The organism is Methylobacterium sp. J-077 (assembly GCF_022829365.1).
Taxonomy (GTDB): domain Bacteria; phylum Pseudomonadota; class Alphaproteobacteria; order Rhizobiales; family Beijerinckiaceae; genus Methylobacterium.
On record NZ_JAKSYJ010000047.1, the window covers coordinates 17,808 to 37,318 of the forward strand.

Consider the following 19,511-nt stretch of genomic DNA (forward strand, 5'->3'; position numbering starts at 1 on the left):
TGCATTCGGTATGTCTATTTTATATTATAATCAAAGATATAGGATGCCGCAATCATTTCCGGCACCGCAAGCTCTAGATCCGCGCCGTACTGTGCTCTGCATAGATGCGCGCGCCGCGGTGTGCAGCAATCAATTATTCGATCACGTCCGGATGCTGGCGCAAAGTGCGGTCGAACATCGGCTGGGCATGAAGCCACGCCATGAACGGAGTGGCGAGGTGTTTGGCGGAGTGCGCCGCATTGGCTTCGGGAACGAGCTTCAGAGGGTGGCCCGTCGCCTCGGCCTTGAGTTGAATCTCGCAGGCCCGCTCGGCGGCCACGAACCACCAAACGGCCTCCTCGATGCTCTCCTGGCCTGCGCTGAACAGGCCGTGGTTCTGGTGAATGGCGACCTTGGTGTCGCGTCCGAACGCGGCGGCGACGCTGTGGCCGGCCCCGCGCTCCACCACCACGGCGCCAGCTTCCTCGGTGATCAGGGCCTGCCCATCACCGTAGAAGCCGCAGGCCGTCTGGGTGATCGGATCCAGTCGCCGGCCCAGGGCGGCCCAAGCCATGCCGTTGATCGTGTGACAGTGGCACGATGCCAGGATGCCGGGGTGCGCCTCGTGGATGGCGGCGTGCAGGACAAAGCCGGCGCGGTTCACCGCACGCGCGCCCTCGATGACTCGGCCGTCGTGGTCGACGAGGAGGAGGTCCGACGCCTTGACCGCCCCGAATTCCTTGGCGAACGGATTCGTCCAGTAGAGGTTCGGATCCTCCGGGTCGCGGACGGTGATGTGGCCGGCGAATCCGTATTCGTAGCCGAGATCAGCAAAGAGCCTGCAGGCGGCAGCCAACCGAACCTTGCGGTGTCTTCGCTCCTGCGCGGCATCATCGAACACGGGGTAGCGAGGGAAAGCCAGACCGGCTTGGTCAGGTTCGTACACCGACCGCTTGGCTGCAACATTCATTTGGCGGGTCCTTTAATCGGTCGAATAGTATTTGATATTATCTTGCGCGATCAGTCCAATTTAAGACTGAAGCCAGCTGACATAATGCCGAGGTTGTTTTGCTTTTGATGCTTTCGTTCCTGGCACGTCCTCTTCCCCACATCACGTACGGGGGCGGGGTGACCCAACCAGAAGCCCCCCAGCACTCAAATGGGCGCCTTTCACTTCAAGGCTTGCTGCGCCCGCCGATGAACGCCTGCACCGCATCCCGATGCTCGGGCGTCGCGGTGATCACCGCATAGTGCGAGGAGATCAGGTCGAGGTTGGTGCGCAGGTCGTTGCGCATCCCCTGATAGACTGCGCGCTTGATCATGCTCAGCGTGAGCGGTGGCGCCTTGGCGATCCGACGCGCCAGCGCCTCGACCGACGGCATCAGGGCCACATCGTCGTGAACGCCGTTGACGAGGCCGATCCGGAGCGCTTCCTCCGCATCGACGAAGTCACCGGTGAAGAACAGCTCCAGCGCCTTCGCGGTGCCGACGAGTCGGGGCAGGAAGTGGGCGCCCCCGGCACCGGGCACCAGCCCGACGCGAACATAGGTCTCGGCAAAGCGGGCACTGCGCGCGGCGTAGCGCAGGTCGCACATCAGCGCGAGGTCGAGGCCCGCCCCGGTGGCCACGCCGTTCAGCGCGGCGATGACCGGCTTGTCGAGATCCTCGAGCGTCAGCGGGATGCGCTGGATCCGGCTAAAAAGTTCGTCCTTACGCCGCTGGGGCGGCTGGTCGAGGCGCTCGCCCATCTCGACGATGTCGCCGCCGCTGCAGAAGGCCGGGCCTGCGCCGGTCACGATGACGACGCGTACCGCCTCATCCGTGCGGCAGCGCTGGAGGGCTGCCGTCCAGGCCTCGATCATCGGGAAGGTGAAGGCGTTCTTCCGCTCTGGTCGGTTCAACGTGATGGTCGCCACCCCCTCGGCGACAGCGAACAGGAGGTCTTCGCCCGCACCAAGATCCTCGGTCTGGCTGGTCATGGCGCAGTCTCCAGCGGTGCAACGGCCGCGCGTTCGGCCGTCGTGGTCGTCGCTTCGGGCGCGGTCATGTCCGCGCCCAGGGCAGCGATCTCCGACGGATCGAGGCCGGCCTCGGCCAGGACCTCGGCGGTGTGCTCGCCGTGCCGGGGCGCGTGGCGGCGGATCGTGAATCGGCTGCCGCTAAACGAGACCGGCCGGCGCATAGTGCGGTAGCGCCCCTCACTCGGATGCTCGTCGGTGCCGAAGAAGCCCACCGCCTTCAGATGCGCGTCCTCCGGCAGGTCCTCCAACCCGAGGACGGGCATGCACGGGATGCTCACCGAGTCGCAAAATGCCACCCACTCTGCCGTGGTCCTACGCGGCGCCTCCTCCTCCACCAGCGCGTACAGGACCTCGATGTTCTCCACCCGCACGGCGAGCGGCGTAAAGCGCGGGTCGTTCACGAACTCGAGTCGGCCGGTGTGGATGAAGAAGTCGCGCCAGTTCCGGTCGGAGTAGGGCAGGATGCAGGCGTAGCCGTCCTGTGTGCGGTAGGGCTTGCGCTTCGGGCTGAGCACCCGGTTGAAGCCCGGCGGCCCGAGCGGTGGCTGGAATGCGTAGCCGACCATGTGCTCGACGAAGTTAAACTCCACCATGGTCTCGAACATAGGCACTTCCACTGCCTGCCCGCCGCCGCCGGCCCGTCGCTCGTAGAGGGCCGCCAGGATCGCGCAGGCTATGGCCTGCCCTGCGATCTTGTCGCAGAGCACGGTGGGCAGGTAGCCGGGCTGGCCGGTGGCGGCGGTCTGAAGGGTGGCGAGGCCGGAGCCCGCCTGGATCAGGTCGTCGTAGGCCGCTTTGTGCGCGTAGGGGCCGTCGGCCCCGAATCCGTAGGCGCCGCAGAAGATGATCTCGGGCTTGAGCGCTCGCACGCGGTCATAGCCGTAGCCCAACCGCAAGATCGCGTCCGGGCGCATCGAGTGCACGAAGACGTCCGCCGTGGCGATCAGCCGGTCGAGGGCCGTGCGGGCCTCGGGCCGCTTCAGGTCAAGCCGGACGCTGCGCTTGTTGCGGTTGAGGTGTAGGAAGTTGCCGCCCATCCCGGCGTTGCGGGCCGGCCGGTAGTGACGGAAAGAGTCGCCCTCCGGTGTCTCGATCTTAATCACGTCCGCCCCGAGATCGGCCAGGATGTGCGTGGCCGATGGCCCCATGATCACGCTGGTGAGATCCACGATCCGCACGCCCGCGAGGGGACCGTCCTCTTTCGTCTCGGCGGAATGATCCAGCACGCACCGATCTCCCATCTCAACCGGCACCGGCCCGCAGCCGGACCAGCAAAGGCCATAGTGCAGCGCCGCCGCCCGCGCAGACCGCGCGCCCGATCCGTTCCTGCCACACAGCGTCGGAGCCGAACTCGTCTCGCCAGGACCACAGCCGCCGCGTCGCGCGGTGCAGCGGGTGCTCCTGGGTGAAACCCATCGCCCCGTGGATCTGATGACAGATTGCGGCGACGTGGCCTGCCGCCTCGCCGCAGCGCGCTTTGGCGATCGCGGTGGCGAGGACGAAGCGTGCGTCTCCCCAGCACGCGGCGGCGAGATCGGCCGAGGCGGTCGCCGCCGCGACGTGGCCCGCGGCCTCGGCCAGCATGTGCTGGATCGCCTGAAACTTGGCGAGCGGTCGCCCGAATTGCTGCCGTTCGCGGGCGTGATCCAGGGCGGAGGTGAGGCACGTCTCCATCGCGCCCACCATCTGCTGCGCGCGCGCCCAGGCGCCGACCGTCTCCACCGAGCCGACACCAACCTCGGCGGCCCAGTCCGGCGCCGTCCGCACATCGTCGAGGGCGACAGTGCAGCCTGTGAGGTCGAGGGCGTCACGCGGCTCGCCCGCGAGGTTGTGGCGCGTGTCGCGAACCGTGCCCGGTGCTGCGATCCGCACAAGGTGCACTGCGCCCGCGGCGTCGATCGTATCCACGAGCAGGGCCGCGACCGAACCGCCCCAGGGCACTTGCGCCGCCCGCCCGTCGAGGACGAAACCGTCGGCCCGTCGCGTGATCCGAACGGAGCTGCCGACTGGGATCAAGCTTAGGGCGCCCTCCGGCGCGCCGCCGCCGGCCGCCGCCCAGAGTGCCGCGCCCGCGATGGTCTCGGGCAGCGGCAGTGGCAGGGCCGCCTGCCCGCAACGCCGGATCAGCCGGGCAGCTGTCCCGGCGTCCAGGCCGATCCCGTCGGCCGCCTCGGGCACCAGGGCCAGCGGCAGACCGCTGTCGTTAAGAGCCCTCCAGAGATCCGCGGGCCATGCCGTGCTATCCACGGCCCCGTCACAGGCCGCCAGCACCTGTGGCGGGAGATGCTGGGCCAGCAGCCGCTCGAATTGATCGAGGACGATGCCGGCGACCTCGTCGCCCGCCCCGTCCTGTGCGTGGTTAATCGTGTTCATCGCAAGCCCAGCCCCCGGGCGATGACCCCACGCAAAACCTCGCGGGTGCCGCCGCGCAGGGTGAAGGAGGGCGCCCGCAGGGTCACGCCGCCGAGCGCCTCACGGAACGGCTCGCCCTGCGCGGTGAGGCTGGGCTCAACCGGCACGAGCCGCCGGGCGATCTCCGGCACGGCGCGCTCGAAGCTGTTGCCGACATCCTTCACGAGCGCCGCCTCGACGCCGGGGACGATGCCCTGGTCGAGGAGCCCAGCCACCGAGGCCGACATGCCGAGGAGCGCGGTGAGCTGTGCTACCATCCGGCCGGTCTCGACCGCCTGGAACCGGTCGGGTTCCGGCCCGATCCGGTCGACGAGTTCGACGAGCAGCCGGTAGTCCGACAGGAAGCGGTCGGGCCCCGAGCGCTCGAAAGCGAGCTCCTCCGTGACGAGCCCCCAGCCCTCGCCCTCCGCGCCGACCATCATGGCATCCGGGACGCGGTAGTCGGTGAAGAACACCTCGTTGAACTCGTGGTGGCCAGACAGGTCGAGGATCGGTCGCACCGTGACCCCGGGAGCCGCCATGTCGATGATGAACTGGGTCAAGCCGCCGTGCCGGTCTGGTCCGGGTTCGCCGGTCCGGACTAGGGCGAGCAGGTAATCGACCTGATGTGCGTTCGTCGTCCAGATCTTGGAGCCGTTGATCAACCAATCGTCGCCGTCGCGCACCGCGCGGGTGCGTACGGCGGCGAGGTCCGAGCCAGAGTTCGGCTCGCTCATGCCGATGCCGAAGGCGCACTCGCCGCGGCAGATCCGCGGTAGGATCGCCCGCTTGGCCGCCGCGGAACCGTGCCGCAGGATCTGCGGGCCGGACTGGCGGTCTGCAATCCAGTGCGCCCCGCAGGGCGCGCCGGCCGCCAGCATCTCCTCGGTGACGACGAAGCGGACGAGGCCGGACCGCTCATGGCCACCATACGCCTCCGGCATGGTCAGGCCGATGAACCCGGCCGCCCCAGCACGTCGGCTGAAGCCGGCGTCGAAGGTCGTCCACGAGGTCCGATGCGGCACGAAGTGCCCGGCCGCCAGTTCAGCGTCGAGGAAAACGCGGACGGCCGCGCGGGCCGCCTCGGCCTCGGCCGGGAGCGGTTCAGCGCTGAAGCGAAAGCTCTGCATCTCTGCTCCGTGGTCTGTCAGATCAGGGGCTCGCCCGTATGGCCCGCTCAGCTCCCGTCGCGGTCCTTGAGGCCCGGAAAGAAGAGCTCCTGCCAGTCGGTCGGCACTTTGCGCAGGAGCCCCTGCGCCGCCATCGCCTTGGCGAGGTTGACCATATCTTTCGGGGCCACGCCGTAGACGAGGGACCCGTCGGTGAGGGTCGCCTCGACCTGGGCCTGATCGATCTGCACCTGCTCTGAAGCAAGGTAGATCGCCGCCGCCCGCCTCGGGTCGCTGCGAATAAGCGAAACCGCGTCCTCCATGCCGGCGAGGATCGCCTGCGTCACCCTGGGATTGGCGTCGACGAAGCCCTGCTTGGCGTTCAGGGTCGCGGCGGTAGGGTCACCGCCGCCGATCAGACCGGTGGAGGTCATGATCGCCCGGAGCTTGGGATCCGCCCGTAGGATCTGGGTGAAGGGTGGCGTCGAGAAGTAGCCGGTGATGCCTTGCCCGGCGCGCATGGCCGCGGTGGCGTCGGGGTGGGGCAAGCTCACCATCAGAGTATCCGCCTTTGCCGGATCGCCGAGCTGCTGGGCCGCCGCCACCCGCAGCAGGATAGCCTGCGGCGAGTTGAAGGCTGGGACCGCGATTTTGTCGCCATAGGTGAAGTCCTTTAGCCCGGCTACGCCGTGCTTGCCCGTAAACAGCGTGTAGACGACGGAGGTGAGGGCACAAACACTCTTGATCTGCTGACGACCGCGGGTCTTGTCCCAGGCGATCAGGGCGCCGGTCACACCGAGGGTGCCCAGCTCAACGCTGTCGGAGAGCAGCGCGTCGTTCATCGCGGCCGAGCCACTGAAGCGGATCAACGTAACTGCCAGCCCGTCGAGGCCTGCCGCCTTGGCGCGCTTATCGAACAAACCTTCGCTCTGCGCGATCATCACCGGCAAGTAGACGAGGCCGTATTGCAGGCCGATGCGGACCGCGTTCGTCTCGGCGCGGGTCGGTCCGCTGAAAGCAGTGAGCAGCAGGGTCACAGCGACGAGACGCGCGGCGACGCCCGCGAGGCGGATCGACATCGGCATTCCTCCCGAGCAGAGCCGCCCTTGTCGCGCGGTCTCAGCACGTCCAGACAGCATCACCGTCCGGCGCTCGCCCTCGAGTAGGACAGAGCCGGGATTGGTCTTCAACCGTGATCGTGGATCTGCTGAGCGATATCACATCTGTGATGGAGCGGCCGATGATTTGCACTATACGTCGTCCAGCGCGGATGCGGTGATGCATTCATGACGGCAGCTGGACCTGAGCGGCCCGTACTCCATTCACAATGACTGGACATGCCATGAGATCACGCTGCAGACGCCATGTTCGTTCGAGTTGCGGGCGACTCAGATGATTGCCGGGCGGGCAGCCTATTCGTGGGCTTCACGGCGCGCGGATGTCCCGTTCGCGGCCGTGCACAGCCTCCTCGCACTACCGGCCTGGAGCCGGGTATGATTGCCCCCGGCCGCTTCACGCCTCGGGTAAAGACCGGAGCGGGTTCGAGCACGGACCTCTTAGTTAGGGCCGATGCAGTCGGCCCCTCCTTGGCTTTCGTGAAATCCGCGGGCCGCGTGCTTCAGATCCTGGAGCTGTTCGACGAGCTTCAGCGCGAAGCTCGGGTCTCAGAGATTGCCGAGCGCCTAGGCTTTCCGCAATCCTCAACCTCGATGCTTCTGAAGAGCCTCGCCCAACTCGGCTATCTCGATTACGACGCCGATAGCCGCAGCTTCCTGCCGTCGCCGCGGGTCGCGCTGCTGGGCGCGTGGCTCGACAAGGGACCGGTGCGCGACGGTAGTCTCGTGCGCATGCTCGAGCATCTGTCCGAGTGCACGGGCGGCACGGTGATCCTGGCGGCACGCAACACCATCTATTCGCAGTACGTCCACGTGTTGCAGGCGCGAACCGCGATGCGCTTTCACGTCCCACCCGGCACGCGCCGACTTGTGGTGTGGTCGGCGACCGGCACCGCGCTTCTCGCCGGGATCCCGGATGCCGAGATCGGCCCGCTTGTGCGGCGTACGAATGCGGAGGCCCCGCCCGATCAACCCCCGATTCAGGTCTCAGCTGTCTTGGCCAACGTGGCCCGTTTGCGGCAGGATGGCCATTTCTTCTCGCATGGCCTCGTCACGTCCGGCGCCGGGTCGATCGCGGTACCGTTGCCCAACCGCATCGACCGCAAGGGCCGTCCTCTCGCCGTTGCGGTCTCAGGACTGCTCGACGAATTCGAGCGAAGGGAGACACAGATCGTCGCCATGATTCACGACGCGATCGCGCGTTTCCTCATACGCTTGGACTAGGAACACAAGCCGGTGTCTCCGCCACCAAGCGAGGTTGAAGCCCAGTCGCACCGCCGCAGCTCCTTCCGAGCGTTGTGATGACGCCCACTTCGTTGGCTTCAAGACCACCTGCTCTTTCCTGTGCAACCGACAGGCCGGGGGCACACAGACCGGACCTGTCGCTCGATCGAGGCTCTGATTTCGGCCTCTCGAGCAGTGCTTCGAATCTTTACCTCTCCGCGGTCATCCGAAGAAGACGAAAGCTGCCGGTCTTTCGAGAGCGACATTCCGCCTGATGCGTCGCGGAACCTCGATCGAGCTTCGACCGCGTGACTGGACGTGTTTGAATTTGCTGCGCCAAGTAAGCAGCCGAGATCGGAATCTAAAAATCCCGAGGGTCTGCATGCCACGCCATCTGGGACTTCTCACTCAGCCCGCACTCGTCGCCCCTTTGGGAGCAGGTAAACCCTGTAGGGCAAAGCGCTATCGCTTGGCGAGCTCGCGATGATCGCTGCAACCGATCCGGCCGGAGCCACCTGTGCGTGCTGCCTGCCGCGGCGCGGTTTCATGCGAGGCTTCGCAAGCGTCGGAGCCGCAGCTGCAATGGTCGCAGCGGATACCGCGCAAGCGCAGCCAGCGCCGCGGACGCCCAGTTATACGGGCCTCGTGATCGACTGCCACGGGCACTACACCACCGAGCCGCCCTCCCTGTTGTCTTGGCGCAAACGTCAGATCGATGCCATCAACGACCCCGCTCAGTCGCCGAGCCCGTCCAGTCTACGGGTAAGCGACGACGAGATCCGCGAGAGCGTGAGCGGGCGCCAGCTGAAGCTTCAGAGCGAGCGGGGCATCTCACTCGCCCTGTTCTCACCGCGGGCGGGTGGCATGGGCCACCATATCGGCACCGCGCGCACCAGCCTCGAATGGTCGATCGTATCGAATGACATGATCCACCGTGTCGCGAGCCTGATGCCGAAGAATTTCGTCGGCGTCTGCCAGCTGCCACAGACCCCCGGCGTCTCGCCCAAAAACTGCACGGTCGAGCTGGAGCGGTGTGTAAAGGACCTCGGCTTCGTCGGCTGCAACGTAAACCCAGACCCCTCGGGCGGCTACTGGACGGACCCGCCCCTGTCGGATCGATTCTGGTATCCACTCTGGGAGAAAATGGTGGAGCTCGACGTGCCGGGCATGGTGCATGTCAGCGCCTCGGCCAATCCCAATTTCCACGCGACAGGTGCGCATTATATTAACGGCGACACCACCGCATTCATGCAGTTCGTGACCTCGGATCTTTTCAAGGACTTTCCGACCCTCCGCCTGATCATCCCACACGGCGGCGGTGCCGTGCCCTATCATTGGGGCCGCTACCGGGGTCTCGCGCAGGACATGAAGCGGCCACCCCTGTCTGAGTTAATGCGAAACGTTTACTTCGACACCTGCGTTTATCATCAACCGGGCATCGACTTGCTGCTCAAAGTCGTGCCGCACGAGAATGTGCTATTCGCCTCGGAAATGGTAGGGGCGGTGAACGGTATCGACCCTGAAACTGGGCATGCCTACGACGACACCAAGCGCTACGTCGATGCAGCCGCCATATCCGACGCGGGCCGAATAAAAATATATGCTGAGAACACGCTGAAAGTCTATCCGCGCCTCAGTACTAAGCTCAAGTCATCCGGACTGATGCCGTGATCAAATATACAGCTTGAAAAAAACAATCATTAGAAAATCGATTACGGACTCTGCGCGCCAAACAACAATTTGGTTTCATAAACTAGATCTAGCCAGACAAAAAATTAGCAAATAATTCTGGCTACGGCGCACGAACTGCACATTCTTCAGCTCGCGAACACCAAATCAAAGGCCCACCCTTGTGACTCAGCTATTATTGACAGACCGATCTGATTTATACGTGCTACACATGGCAAACTTAACATGTACACGCGATTCCCTCTGGATCAATATACATATTTGACTGGCGATTGGGTCCATACGGGTCATTTGGGGGGCCGTGCGCGAACGGCCAAAAACAGACATGCTGCGGTGGAAAGCCACGCGGCCCCAAGGGATCATCGCTTGAAGCCCCCCATGTCGGATGCCTTGTTCTCGCCAGCCGTTGCGCGCAACGCTGCAGCGATCGTCGAAACCTTGAGACGAGCCGTTCCGCCCAGCGGCCTCGTTCTGGAGATCGCAAGCGGATCAGGCGAACACGCCGTTCACTTCGCCCGGGCTATGCCCACGCTCGACTGGCAGCCCAGCGATCCGGACGAGGCGGCGCGCCGCAGCATCATCGCCCATACCCGTGCCGCGGGCCTCTCGAACCTCCGGTCTCCGCTGGCGATCGATGCGACCCGGCAGCCATGGCCAGTGGCGAAGGCCGACGCGATCGTCGCGATCAACATGATCCATATCGCGGCCTGGGAAGCGACCACCGGGCTGATGGCCGGCGCGGGCGCGACGCTGCCTGCGGGTGGGATCCTCTACCTCTATGGCCCGTTTCGGAAGGATGGTGCCCACACCGCGCCGAGCAACGCCGCGTTCGACGATGGCCTGCGCATGAGGAACGCGTCATGGGGTGTCCGTGACATCGAGGCCGTCACGGCCGCCGCCGACACGCATGGGCTCCATCTCACCGAGCGCATCCCGATGCCCGCCAACAACCTCAGCCTGATCTTCCGCAAGCTGGACCGACCCTCTTCGAACGTCGGTGGGGCTTCGCGTTGACGGCGCCCACGTCGACCAGCGCGGTCGTCATCGGCGCCTCCGGCGGGATAGGTCGGGCTCTGGTGTGCGCCCTCGCTGCCAGCGAAGCCTACACCCCGGTCTTCGCGCTCTCCCGCTCGGAGGCGTCAGTTCCGTACGGCGTTCGCACCGTTCCGATCGACCTCGGCGATGAGGCGACGATCGCTTCGGCTGCGGCCAACGTCGGTGCGGCCGGTTCTGTCGGTTTGGTCATCGTCGCAACCGGCATCCTCCATCAGGACGGCGTCTCACCTGAGAAGACGTTCAAAGCGCTCGATCCAGCCGCGATGGCCGCGGTCTTTTCGGTCAACACGATCGGCCCGGCGCTCGTCGCCAAGCATTTCGTGCCGGTGCTGGCACGTCGGGGACGCTGCGTGTTTGCGGCGTTGTCGGCGCGGGTTGGCTCCATCGACGACAACCGGCTGGGCGGCTGGTACTCGTATCGCGCGTCGAAAGCGGCGTTGAACCAAATTTTGCGGACCCTTTCGATCGAAGTGGCTCGCACCCGACCGGAGGCGCTCGTCGTCGGCATGCATCCGGGTACGGTCGCTTCCGACTTGTCGCGACCCTTCCGGTCAGATCCGACCGACAAAGGTGTGGTTCAGCCCGACGTGAGCGCGGCCCACCTCCTGCGCGTGCTCGACAGCCTCGGCGTGAAGGACTCCGGCGGCGTCTTTGCCTGGGATGGCACGCGGATACCCGCCTAAGCGAGGCGCCGACCGAGATACGCCCATTGGCGCACAGCTGCTGGGCGTGCAACCGCAGATCGCGCTCTAATACAGTCGAGATTTTCGACTGAAGAAAGGCACCCAAATCTGCTGTTTCAAGTTTTCTGGCAGATCTCCTGAAACATATCTCGAAAAATCTCCTCCGGGCAGCTGCGCTTGTCCTACGCCGGACGGCCGAGCTCAAGTAGGCAGACAGCTTTCACGCGATGCGCACGATGTCTGTTGAAGATCGGTCCGGGATATCCAAATCGAGCAGCGCTGAGCCGAGCGCTTTGCCGTGTGCGTCGAGCGCCAACGAGCGCGTTACGCCGCCGCCCAAGGCGCCCTTCAACACGAAATTCAGCGCTCCAATCTTGGGCAGCGCGTAGCGGATGACCTCGCCCGTCATGATCTCCCGGAAGTGCTCCTGCACCCGCTCGGGCGTGACATGCGCCTCGAGATGGCCGTAATCCGCTATATCGTAAGCGATCAGCGCGATGTTCGACGTATTGCCCTTGTCCCCCGTGCGGGAGTGAGCCAGCGCACGCAGTTTCATCCTCGCATCTCCCAGCTCTTAGGCTTCGACGAACTGCACGCGCGGCCGGGCGAGCGTCGCCGGAACCAGGACCGACTGCACCGCCACCACCTCGCGCGCCGACTTCCAGGCGCCGCCGCCGCCGGCCGGTCCGTTGGTGTAGAGCGTTTCGACCTCGTTGCCGATCCGCACCGCCTCGGCGAGGGTCTCGGTGCGACCGGCGACACGGAGCCGGACCTCGTAGGGCTCCCGCCCGCCCGACAGCGCAGCCCCGTGCAAGGCATCGACGCCGATCAGGTCGCAGCGCAGCTCGGTCAACGCCACGCGGGTGAGCGCGAGGCGCTCACGGACCACCTCGAGGGCGAGCCGACCGCGGTCCAGGGCGCCGGCTCCGGCGTAAGAGATCTGCCCCTCGCCGATGTAGGAGTCGACGTATCCGACCGAGACCTTCAGGAGGCCCGTCGCCGGCGAGCCCGTCGCACCGGTCGCCCGTACGCGATCCGGGCCGATCTGTTCCATCTCGACCTCTGAGAAATCGCCGACCACATCCGGCTGGAGATAGCGGGCTGGGTCGTGCACCTCGTAGAGCAGCTGTTCCTTGCATGTGGCGAGGCTGATCCGGCCGCCCGAGCCCTCGACCTTCGTGATCTCGACCGTCCCATCCTCCGCCACGATACCCATGGGAAAGCCGAGGCGCGCCAGACCCGGGACGTCCTTGCAGCCCGGATCGGCGAAGTACCCGCCGGTGATCTGTCCGGCGCATTCGAGCAAATGGCCGACGAGGGTTCCGCGGCCCAAGCGCTTCCAATCGTCCATCGCCCAGCCGAACTCGTGGACGAGGGGAGCGAGGAACAGCGCCGGATCGCCGACGCGGCCGGTGATAACAACGTCGGCCCCGTCCGCGAGCGCTGCGACGATCGGGGCCGCGCCGAGATAGGCGTTGGCCGAGACGATGCGGTTGCCGAGGCTCGCCACCGGCGCGCCGCTCTCCTCCAGGGTAAAGTCGCCGGCTCGCACCGCGTCGAGCAGGTCGTCGCCCGTGACGGCGGCGATTCTCAGCCCAGCAAGGCCGAGGTTCCGTGCAAGTGTTTGGGTCTTCTGCGCGGCGGCGATCGGGTTGGCCGCGCCCATGTTGGTCACGATGCGGATGCCGCGGGCCCGGCACGGCGCGAGTACCGCCCGCATGCGGGCCTCCAGCAACGGGTCGTAACCGCCCTCCGGGTCCCGCAGCTTGGCCTGCTGCGCCAACGCGATGGTGCGCTCGGCCAAGCACTCGAAGACGAGATAATCGATCTCGCCCCTCTCTGCGAGTTCGAGTGCGGGCTCGATGCGGTCGCCGGCATAGCCCGCACCGGCGCCCAAGCGGACGGTTCTCATGGACGGATCTCCGCTTTCAGAGGGGGAAGACGCCGAGGAGGACGCAGGCAAAGGTCATCACCACCGAAGCTGCGAGCAGGAACGGGAAGGTGAACCTCTGGTGATCGGCAAGATCGATCCCGGTCAGGCCACAGACCAGAAAAGTCGCCGGCGTCAACGGGCTCACGGGGAAGCCCGTGGTCATCTGACCCAGCAGCGCGCCCTGCGCGACCTGCACCGGCGGCACGCCGAGTTGATGAGCCACCTCGGACACGACGGGCAGGACGCCGAAGTAGAACGAGTCCGGGTCGAACAGCATCGACAAAGGCATCGACACCAGGCCTAGCGCGAAGGGGATGTGGCGGCCCATGTCCGGCGGCACGAAGGTCACGGCGGTCTGGGCCATCGCCTTGAGCATGCCGGTGCCCTGCATGATCCCGGTGAAGACGCCGGCGGCCAAGAGGATCGAAGCCATCAGGATCGCGGCCTTGGCATGCGCGTCGATGCGCTGCCGCTGGGCGTCGACCTGCGGATAGTTGATGATCAGCGCCAGCGCTGTGCCAAGCATGAACATCAAGGCCGGTGGCACCTTCTCGGCCATGAACACCATTATCCCGAGGACGGCGACGGTGAGCAAGATGTTGATCCAGAACCGGCCCGGGCGGCGCAAGGCTCGCTCCGCGTCGCTCAGCGTGCGGGCAATCGTAGCCGAGCCGGGGCCGATCCCCGCGGCGGCGGCACGGGGCGCAAGCGCGAAACGACGTTCCTCCCGCAGGCCGAGCCAGTACGAGACGGCGAAGATAAACACGAGGCCGACTACCTGCACCGGCACCAGCGGCGAGAAGATCTCCCGGATCGGCAGCTTAAGCGCGGCCGAGGCGCGGATCATCGGCCCGGTCCAGGGCAGGAAATTGACCCCCGCTGCCATCGAGGCGGCGCAGGCCAGGATGCGCCGGTCGATCCCGACCCGGTCGTAGAGTGGCAGCATCGCGGGAATGGTGATCAGGAAGGTGACGGCGCCCGAACCGTCGAGATGGATGAGCAGCGCCAGCAGGGTGGTGCCGGGCACGATCCGGGTCGGGCGCGTCCCGACAGTGGCCAGGATGCGGTCGATGATCGGATCGAGCATGCCCGCATCGCTGACGATGCCGAAGAACAAGATCGCGAACACGAACATGCCGACGACGCCGGCGAGGTTCTGCAATCCGGTTAGGACGAACTTGCCGGTCTCGAGCCCGAACCCGCCGATCAGCGCGGCGGCGACAGGTATGACGATCAGGGCCACAAGCGGGGACATGCGCTTGGTCAGGATGACGGCGAGCAGCAGCGCGATCGTGCCCAGGCCGAGCAGAGCCAGCATGCGTTCCTCCCGATGGACTGCAGCGCTGTTCAGATCCGCGCCTTCGCCCCACCAGAAAACGGCGAGATACTGCATGATGCAATTGAAAAGATCCGATCACAGCGATAGCCAGAGCTTATGGATCTCAACCTGCGTCAGGTGCGAGCCTTCGTGTCCGTCGTTCAGGCAGGCAGCTTCACCCGCGCTGCCACGCTGTTGAACCTGTCTCAGCCTGCGCTCACAGTGCAGATCCAGCGCCTCGAGGAGATGCTCGATGCACGCCTCATCGACCGGACCAGCCGTACGGTCGCACCGACGCGCATCGGCCGCGAGTTGCTGCCGGTGTTTCAAAAGGTGCTGCGCGACCTTGACGCGGTCGTCATCGATACCCGCGATCTCGCAGCGCAACGCCATGGGATCGTCCGTATCGCAACGCTGCCGTCCTTTGCGGCGAGCTCGTTGTCCGAGGCGATCGCGCTCTTCCGCACGGATCATCCGCGCGTGACATTCGTGATCAAGGACGTGATCGCGCAACGGGTTCTCGACCTCGTACGAAGCGAAGAGGTCGATCTGGGCATCGTCGGCGGCGATGTTTGCGATTCGGAGATCAGCGTGCTGCATCGGACCAGCGATAAATTGCACGTGGTCTATCCCTGCGATCATCCGATCAGCGTTTTGCCGAGTATTACCGTCGAAGCTCTGGCCACGTATCCCCTGGTGTTGATGGATCCTGCCACGAGCGTGCGGACCGTGGTCGATCTGGCGTTCATGGGAGCTGGCCGGCTCCCCATCGTAGCCTGCGAGGCGACTTACATGATGACCGCGGTCGGCATGGTTCGGGCCGGCCTCGGCCTGACGATCCTGCCGGGCTCAGCGCGCGAGATACGGGCCGAGCCCGAGCTTCGCTCGCGTCCGATCGACGATCCGCGATTCGAACGTTCGGTCTGCCTGATCAAGAGAGAAGGTCGGACTATGCCTACAGCCGCCGAGGCGTTTTGCACGCTGTTGTCAGGACTGATCGTGCACCCGGCGGGTTAGCCGCCCCCACCCGGACGGAGCAGGTCGCTCTGTTCAACTGTTCGCTCTGCGCCTGCGCCGATTGGGAAGGAACATAGTTTCAATCACGAAAGCGGACGCAGTCATTCGATACCCGCCGGCGTCGTCTGGCTGTCACGCATTGGCGCTGGCTTGCACGGTTGCTCAATCTTGCTGAGCATCGCAGATGGGCAGACCTTTCGGTTTAACGCGATGGAAACCAGTTTCCATGAAATCCTGGCGGGATCCGGTGCCCCAGCCGGATCGTCGCCACGGGGGGCGCCTCGAACGCGCGAGCATCGAGGATGGCGAAGTCTGTCGTCTCGTTCGCTGTGTCGATCACCAGCCCCATCAGCCAGCCCTCGTCCTCATGCGTGCCACCGTCGGCGCGAACGAACACGAACTCGCCCGGGACGTGATAATCGCCGAACTCGTGCACGCGGCGCTCGCCCCTCTCAAGATCATGCTTGTAGAGCTTCGTCGCGCCGGCAAGCTGCGGGTTGCCGTCTGCGGGTACGGAGACCGTGTAGGCATACCGATAGCTCTGCCCGAAGCGCTGCTCATCGATACGGGGAAATTCCTGCGCTGCCTGGTCGATCACGCGACGCTCGACGCTCCGCGTGGAGGGATCCAGCTTCCAGCGCTCAAACCGGCCCAGCGTATCGAGCTCACCGTTCGCTGAGGCAAACATCGTCGGGTAGGCGATCACGTCCAGGACCACGCACCCGTCCCTATCGTCGAAGGCGTTGGCGACGTGAAAGACGAAGCACGGCTCGACCTCGCACCACACGACGTCCGCGGCGCGCCCTTCCCGTGGAAGCAGACCGACCCGCGCGCGGTGAGATTGGTTCCAGCGAAATGGAAAGCGGTGGCCGGCGAGTACGGCCCGCATCGAGAATGTGACGGGAAGGTCGAGTACGATTACGAAGCCGGCCGTGAGAGCGCAGTCGTGGATACAAGGACCGTGTTCCACTGGTATCGGCACGTCGCGGACCACCCTGCCGGTTGCCGAGACGACGACATGACGGACGGCGTCCCAGACACGTCCGTCATAGGCGATCGCGTGCGTCTCTCCGGTGATCGGGTCGCGGTGCGGATGCCCGGTGAACGATCCGGTGAGCGTCCCGTCGAACGGATTGTAGCGTTGCGCCTCCAGGGTCTCGGAGAGTTCGACGGGGAAGCTGCCTGCCTCGACGATGGCGAACGCGCGGCCCCCGATATCGACGACGTTGGTGTTGACGGTGTCGTTGCGGCCTCGCCGCGGCCCGGGAGCGGCCGGCCGACCGAGGGCGGCCGCGGCCGTGCGTGAGCCGATCCACCGGTTGCGGTACCACAAGGCCTTGCCGTCCTTGATGGCGAGACCGTGCACCATGCCGTCGCCGAGAAACCAGTTGTGACCGGCCGAGACGGGCCGCGCAGGGTTCGCGCCCATCTTCAGGTACCGACCGTCGAGCTGGGTCGGGATCGCCCCGATTACGGCCAGGCTCTGTTGCGTCAGTTCCTCCCGCATCGGCTCGTGGATGCCGATCACGAAGGGGTTCGGGGTCTTCGGCAGTCGCGCCCGGTTGCAGGCAGCCATCAGTTCGACGCCGCTTTCGAGGACGGCGCGAGCGGCGGATCGAATGGGATTTGGCATCAGGAGCAATCCCCTGGGGCGTGATGGATGGGAATGCCCTCATATCGAGGGTGTCTCGATACCGATGATACGGATAGCGCGCGTGCGGGCGATCTCCTGCCTACCTGATCAATACGACGGCCTTCCGTTCCTGAGACGGACGGTCGATCTGGGCGACGATGTAACCTGCCACGTCCGCCCGTGAGATCAGACCGTTTCGCCAGGACGAGGGTTCCGTGAGGACCTTGTAGCGCCCTGTCGCTGCGCCGGGCGTCAAGACGCCTGGCCTGACGAGCGTCCAGTCGAGGCCGCTCCTGCGGATGCGCATCTCTTGCGCGTCCTTGTCGTCGTAGGCGCGCCCGAACACCAGACGGAATGGCAGTCGCTGGAGAAGTCCGATCGCATCCCGGCTGTCTCCTGCTCCAAAGCCGGTGACAGCGATCAACCGCCTAACCCCGGCGGTCTCCATGGCGGGCACGAGAAGGTTGGTCGCGTCCGAGAATAAGTGCACCGGCCCGATGAGATCCCTGGCCGGCACACCCAGCGCCTGGACCACGACATCGACCCCATCGAGGGCGGCGGCGACATCGCCCGCATTGAGCGCGTCGCCCGTGAACCGCTCTAAACTTGGATCAGCCAGGTCGATGCCGGCTGCCGACCGCGCAAAGGCGCGCACACGGTGGCCGGCCGCCAGAGCCGCCTTCGTGGTCTCTAAGCCGATGCCCTGGCTGGCGCCTAAGACGAGAACGTGTGCCATGAGTGGTTCCTCATCACCGCGGTGTCCGACAGGACCGCATGATGGGGCGCCACGCTATGTGGTGCCTTGACCATGCCCTGTCGGTCCTGAGTGGCGTGAATGTGGGAACAGCTTTTGGTCACAGACCTTTAGCTCGCGATCGTGAGCGACCGGACTTTCGTCATGGACAAATTTCTCTACTACGCCGTCACCTTGATTGAGGCGGTCCTCGGTGTCTTTGGGATCCGGGCACTCTACGAGCAGCCGCGCTTCTCGGTAATCGAGTGCCTCGACCGCGGCGTCGAGATCCGAGCCTACGACGAACGCGTGGCCATTGAGACCGACGCCCTTGAGCAGGGAGACAGCGAGGCGTTCGGACGCCTGTTTCGCTACATCACCGGCGCGAACCGGGCTGGGGACCACATCACGATGACGGTGCCCGTGGAAGTCGAAGGCCGGCGGATCGCGATGACAGCGCCGGTCGAGCGAAGCTCGACGGGCACGATGCGCTTCTTCCTGCCCCGTAAGATTGCAGCGGCAGGTGCGCCCGAGCCAACGGAAACAGCCGTGCGGGTGGTTCTCGTTCCGGTCGAGCGAATGGCAGCGCTTGGCTTCTCGGGCAGTGCCACAGCTGAAGCCAGAGCGCGACATGAGCAAATTCTAAACGAGGTACTCGCGGCGACTTCCATGAGGGCCGACGGTCCAATCATTTTCATGGGCTATGACCCGCCGTTCTCGATCCCGTTCTTACGGCGAAACGAAGTTGCCGTTCGATTGAGGACCGATTGAGGACTAGCCATTAAGCTATGGATGAATTACACAAAACTACAATCAGCATTAATTAACGTTTTTTCAGGACTAATGACACATATTGCGTATTTATTTAGAAAAATATATCAACAATACTGAACATTTAGGAAACATAGCCAAATGACGATCGCAATGATCGTTCAGCCATTCTATCGGCGGCTTCAAGCGGCACCACCTAGATCTTTGATTGATTTGGAACTGGCCGATATTTCAATTTTGAGCATTTCATAGAGGGTTGCGGCAGCTGGCGTAAGAGAAACATTGCGATGACGCACGAGGCTGATTGTGCGGTAGATCTCGGGTTCGATCAGCATGATCTCGACCAGATCATCACGCTGCGTCGCGCCCGTCAGTGCGGCAGGCAGGATCGCGGCCCCGACCCCCGCCGACACGAGGGCAATCGCGGTCGGCGTGCTTTCGACTACGAACCGGCCGCGAGGCGGTAGGGCTGCTGCTGTGAGTTGTGCTTCGACCTGGAGCCGATTGCCGCTGGCGCCACCGAGCGTGATCAGGTCGGTAGCTCCAAGTTCGGCCCACCGAACTTCGCTCTGGTCGGCGAGGGAATGACCGCGATTGCAGATCAGGACGAACGGGTCGCTGACCAGTTGGTCCTCGACGAGGTCGGTATTGAGCTTCTGATGAATGTGGATCCCGAAATCCGCTGTGGATCGGCGCCGAAGCGTGGGTCTGACGCAATCTCGATGCAGGGCGGCTCATGGTGTGCCGATCAGCCGAGCTTCGATCAGGTCGAGTTTGGCACGGCCGAACATCTGCCGCTTCACGAGCTTCAGGCGGGTGATCTGCCCTTCGGTCTGGCC

At 64.9% G+C, this 19,511-nt stretch carries 18 protein-coding genes; 6 read left to right on the plus strand and 12 right to left on the minus strand.

Features of this window, described 5'->3' with window-relative positions; genetic code table 11:
* Window positions 1–133 precede the first annotated feature (133 nt).
* The 6 genes from MKL11_RS02730 to MKL11_RS02755 form a co-directional block, all read right to left on the minus strand.
* Entirely contained in the window at window positions 134–949 is an 816-nt protein-coding gene (locus MKL11_RS02730) for a class II aldolase/adducin family protein (RefSeq protein ID WP_243940055.1), read from the minus strand.
* Window positions 950–1,154: 205 nt separating this feature from the next.
* The gene (locus tag MKL11_RS02735; protein WP_243940057.1) at window positions 1,155–1,958 is read right to left on the minus strand and encodes an enoyl-CoA hydratase/isomerase family protein; all 804 of its coding nucleotides are present in this window, start codon (window positions 1,956–1,958) and stop codon (window positions 1,155–1,157) included.
* Entirely contained in the window at window positions 1,955–3,226 is a 1,272-nt protein-coding gene (locus tag MKL11_RS02740; RefSeq protein ID WP_243940059.1) for a CaiB/BaiF CoA transferase family protein, read from the minus strand. The genes MKL11_RS02735 and MKL11_RS02740 overlap by 4 nt, the downstream gene beginning before the upstream one ends.
* A 16-nt stretch (window positions 3,227–3,242) precedes the next feature.
* The gene (locus tag MKL11_RS02745; protein WP_243940061.1) at window positions 3,243–4,373 is read right to left on the minus strand and encodes an acyl-CoA dehydrogenase family protein; all 1,131 of its coding nucleotides are present in this window, start codon (window positions 4,371–4,373) and stop codon (window positions 3,243–3,245) included.
* Window positions 4,370–5,521: an acyl-CoA dehydrogenase family protein gene (locus MKL11_RS02750; protein WP_243940063.1), complete on the minus strand. Its 1,152-nt coding sequence runs from the start codon at window positions 5,519–5,521 to the stop codon at window positions 4,370–4,372. Before MKL11_RS02750 ends, MKL11_RS02745 begins: the two co-directional genes overlap by 4 nt.
* 47 nt (window positions 5,522–5,568) lie before the next feature.
* A complete protein-coding gene (locus MKL11_RS02755; RefSeq protein WP_243940066.1) occupies window positions 5,569–6,537 on the minus strand; it encodes an ABC transporter substrate-binding protein in 969 nt (322 codons plus the stop codon).
* Between the two features lie 456 nt (window positions 6,538–6,993).
* Here MKL11_RS02755 and MKL11_RS02760 point away from each other — a divergent pair, with 456 nt between their 5' ends.
* The 4 genes from MKL11_RS02760 to MKL11_RS02775 all read left to right on the plus strand — a co-directional run bounded on the left by MKL11_RS02760 (window position 6,994) and on the right by MKL11_RS02775 (window position 11,267).
* Entirely contained in the window at window positions 6,994–7,839 is an 846-nt protein-coding gene (locus tag MKL11_RS02760; protein ID WP_243940068.1) for an IclR family transcriptional regulator, read from the plus strand.
* Between the two features lie 582 nt (window positions 7,840–8,421).
* Complete coding sequence (locus MKL11_RS02765; RefSeq protein ID WP_243940090.1) at window positions 8,422–9,510, plus strand: amidohydrolase family protein; 1,089 nt, start codon at window positions 8,422–8,424, stop codon at window positions 9,508–9,510.
* Window positions 9,511–9,906: 396 nt separating this feature from the next.
* On the plus strand, window positions 9,907–10,542 hold the full coding sequence (locus MKL11_RS02770; protein WP_243940070.1) for a DUF938 domain-containing protein: 636 nt from the start codon (window positions 9,907–9,909) through the stop codon (window positions 10,540–10,542).
* Entirely contained in the window at window positions 10,539–11,267 is a 729-nt protein-coding gene (locus tag MKL11_RS02775; RefSeq protein ID WP_243940072.1) for an SDR family NAD(P)-dependent oxidoreductase, read from the plus strand. Before MKL11_RS02770 ends, MKL11_RS02775 begins: the two co-directional genes overlap by 4 nt.
* Window positions 11,268–11,487: 220 nt before the next feature.
* Here MKL11_RS02775 and MKL11_RS02780 read toward each other — a convergent pair whose 3' ends face one another.
* From MKL11_RS02780 to MKL11_RS02790, 3 genes are read right to left on the minus strand one after another with little or no spacing between them, the layout of a single operon-like run.
* Window positions 11,488–11,823, minus strand: coding sequence for a hypothetical protein (locus MKL11_RS02780; protein WP_243940075.1), 336 nt, complete (start codon window positions 11,821–11,823; stop codon window positions 11,488–11,490).
* Window positions 11,824–11,841: 18 nt separating this feature from the next.
* Window positions 11,842–13,179 (minus strand): acyclic terpene utilization AtuA family protein, encoded by a 1,338-nt coding sequence (locus MKL11_RS02785; protein ID WP_243940077.1) that lies wholly within the window; start codon window positions 13,177–13,179, stop codon window positions 11,842–11,844.
* 16 nt (window positions 13,180–13,195) lie between these two features.
* Entirely contained in the window at window positions 13,196–14,518 is a 1,323-nt protein-coding gene (locus MKL11_RS02790; RefSeq protein ID WP_243940079.1) for a CitMHS family transporter, read from the minus strand.
* Window positions 14,519–14,635: 117 nt separating this feature from the next.
* On the opposite strand from MKL11_RS02790, the gene MKL11_RS02795 reads away from it, so the two are divergent.
* Window positions 14,636–15,535 (plus strand): LysR family transcriptional regulator, encoded by a 900-nt coding sequence (locus MKL11_RS02795; protein ID WP_243940081.1) that lies wholly within the window; start codon window positions 14,636–14,638, stop codon window positions 15,533–15,535.
* Between the two features lie 202 nt (window positions 15,536–15,737).
* Here the strand turns inward: MKL11_RS02795 and MKL11_RS02800 are convergent, their stop codons facing one another.
* Both MKL11_RS02800 and MKL11_RS02805 read right to left on the minus strand, forming a co-directional pair.
* A complete protein-coding gene (locus MKL11_RS02800; RefSeq protein ID WP_243940092.1) occupies window positions 15,738–17,168 on the minus strand; it encodes a carotenoid oxygenase family protein in 1,431 nt (476 codons plus the stop codon).
* 100 nt (window positions 17,169–17,268) lie between these two features.
* The gene (locus MKL11_RS02805; RefSeq protein ID WP_243940084.1) at window positions 17,269–17,904 is read right to left on the minus strand and encodes an NAD(P)-dependent oxidoreductase; all 636 of its coding nucleotides are present in this window, start codon (window positions 17,902–17,904) and stop codon (window positions 17,269–17,271) included.
* Window positions 17,905–18,066: 162 nt separating this feature from the next.
* On the opposite strand from MKL11_RS02805, the gene MKL11_RS02810 reads away from it, so the two are divergent.
* The gene (locus MKL11_RS02810; protein ID WP_243940086.1) at window positions 18,067–18,672 is read left to right on the plus strand and encodes an SOUL family heme-binding protein; all 606 of its coding nucleotides are present in this window, start codon (window positions 18,067–18,069) and stop codon (window positions 18,670–18,672) included.
* Between the two features lie 182 nt (window positions 18,673–18,854).
* Here the strand turns inward: MKL11_RS02810 and MKL11_RS02815 are convergent, their stop codons facing one another.
* A complete protein-coding gene (locus MKL11_RS02815; protein ID WP_279600213.1) occupies window positions 18,855–19,400 on the minus strand; it encodes a LysR substrate-binding domain-containing protein in 546 nt (181 codons plus the stop codon).
* Window positions 19,401–19,511: the final 111 nt, after the last annotated feature.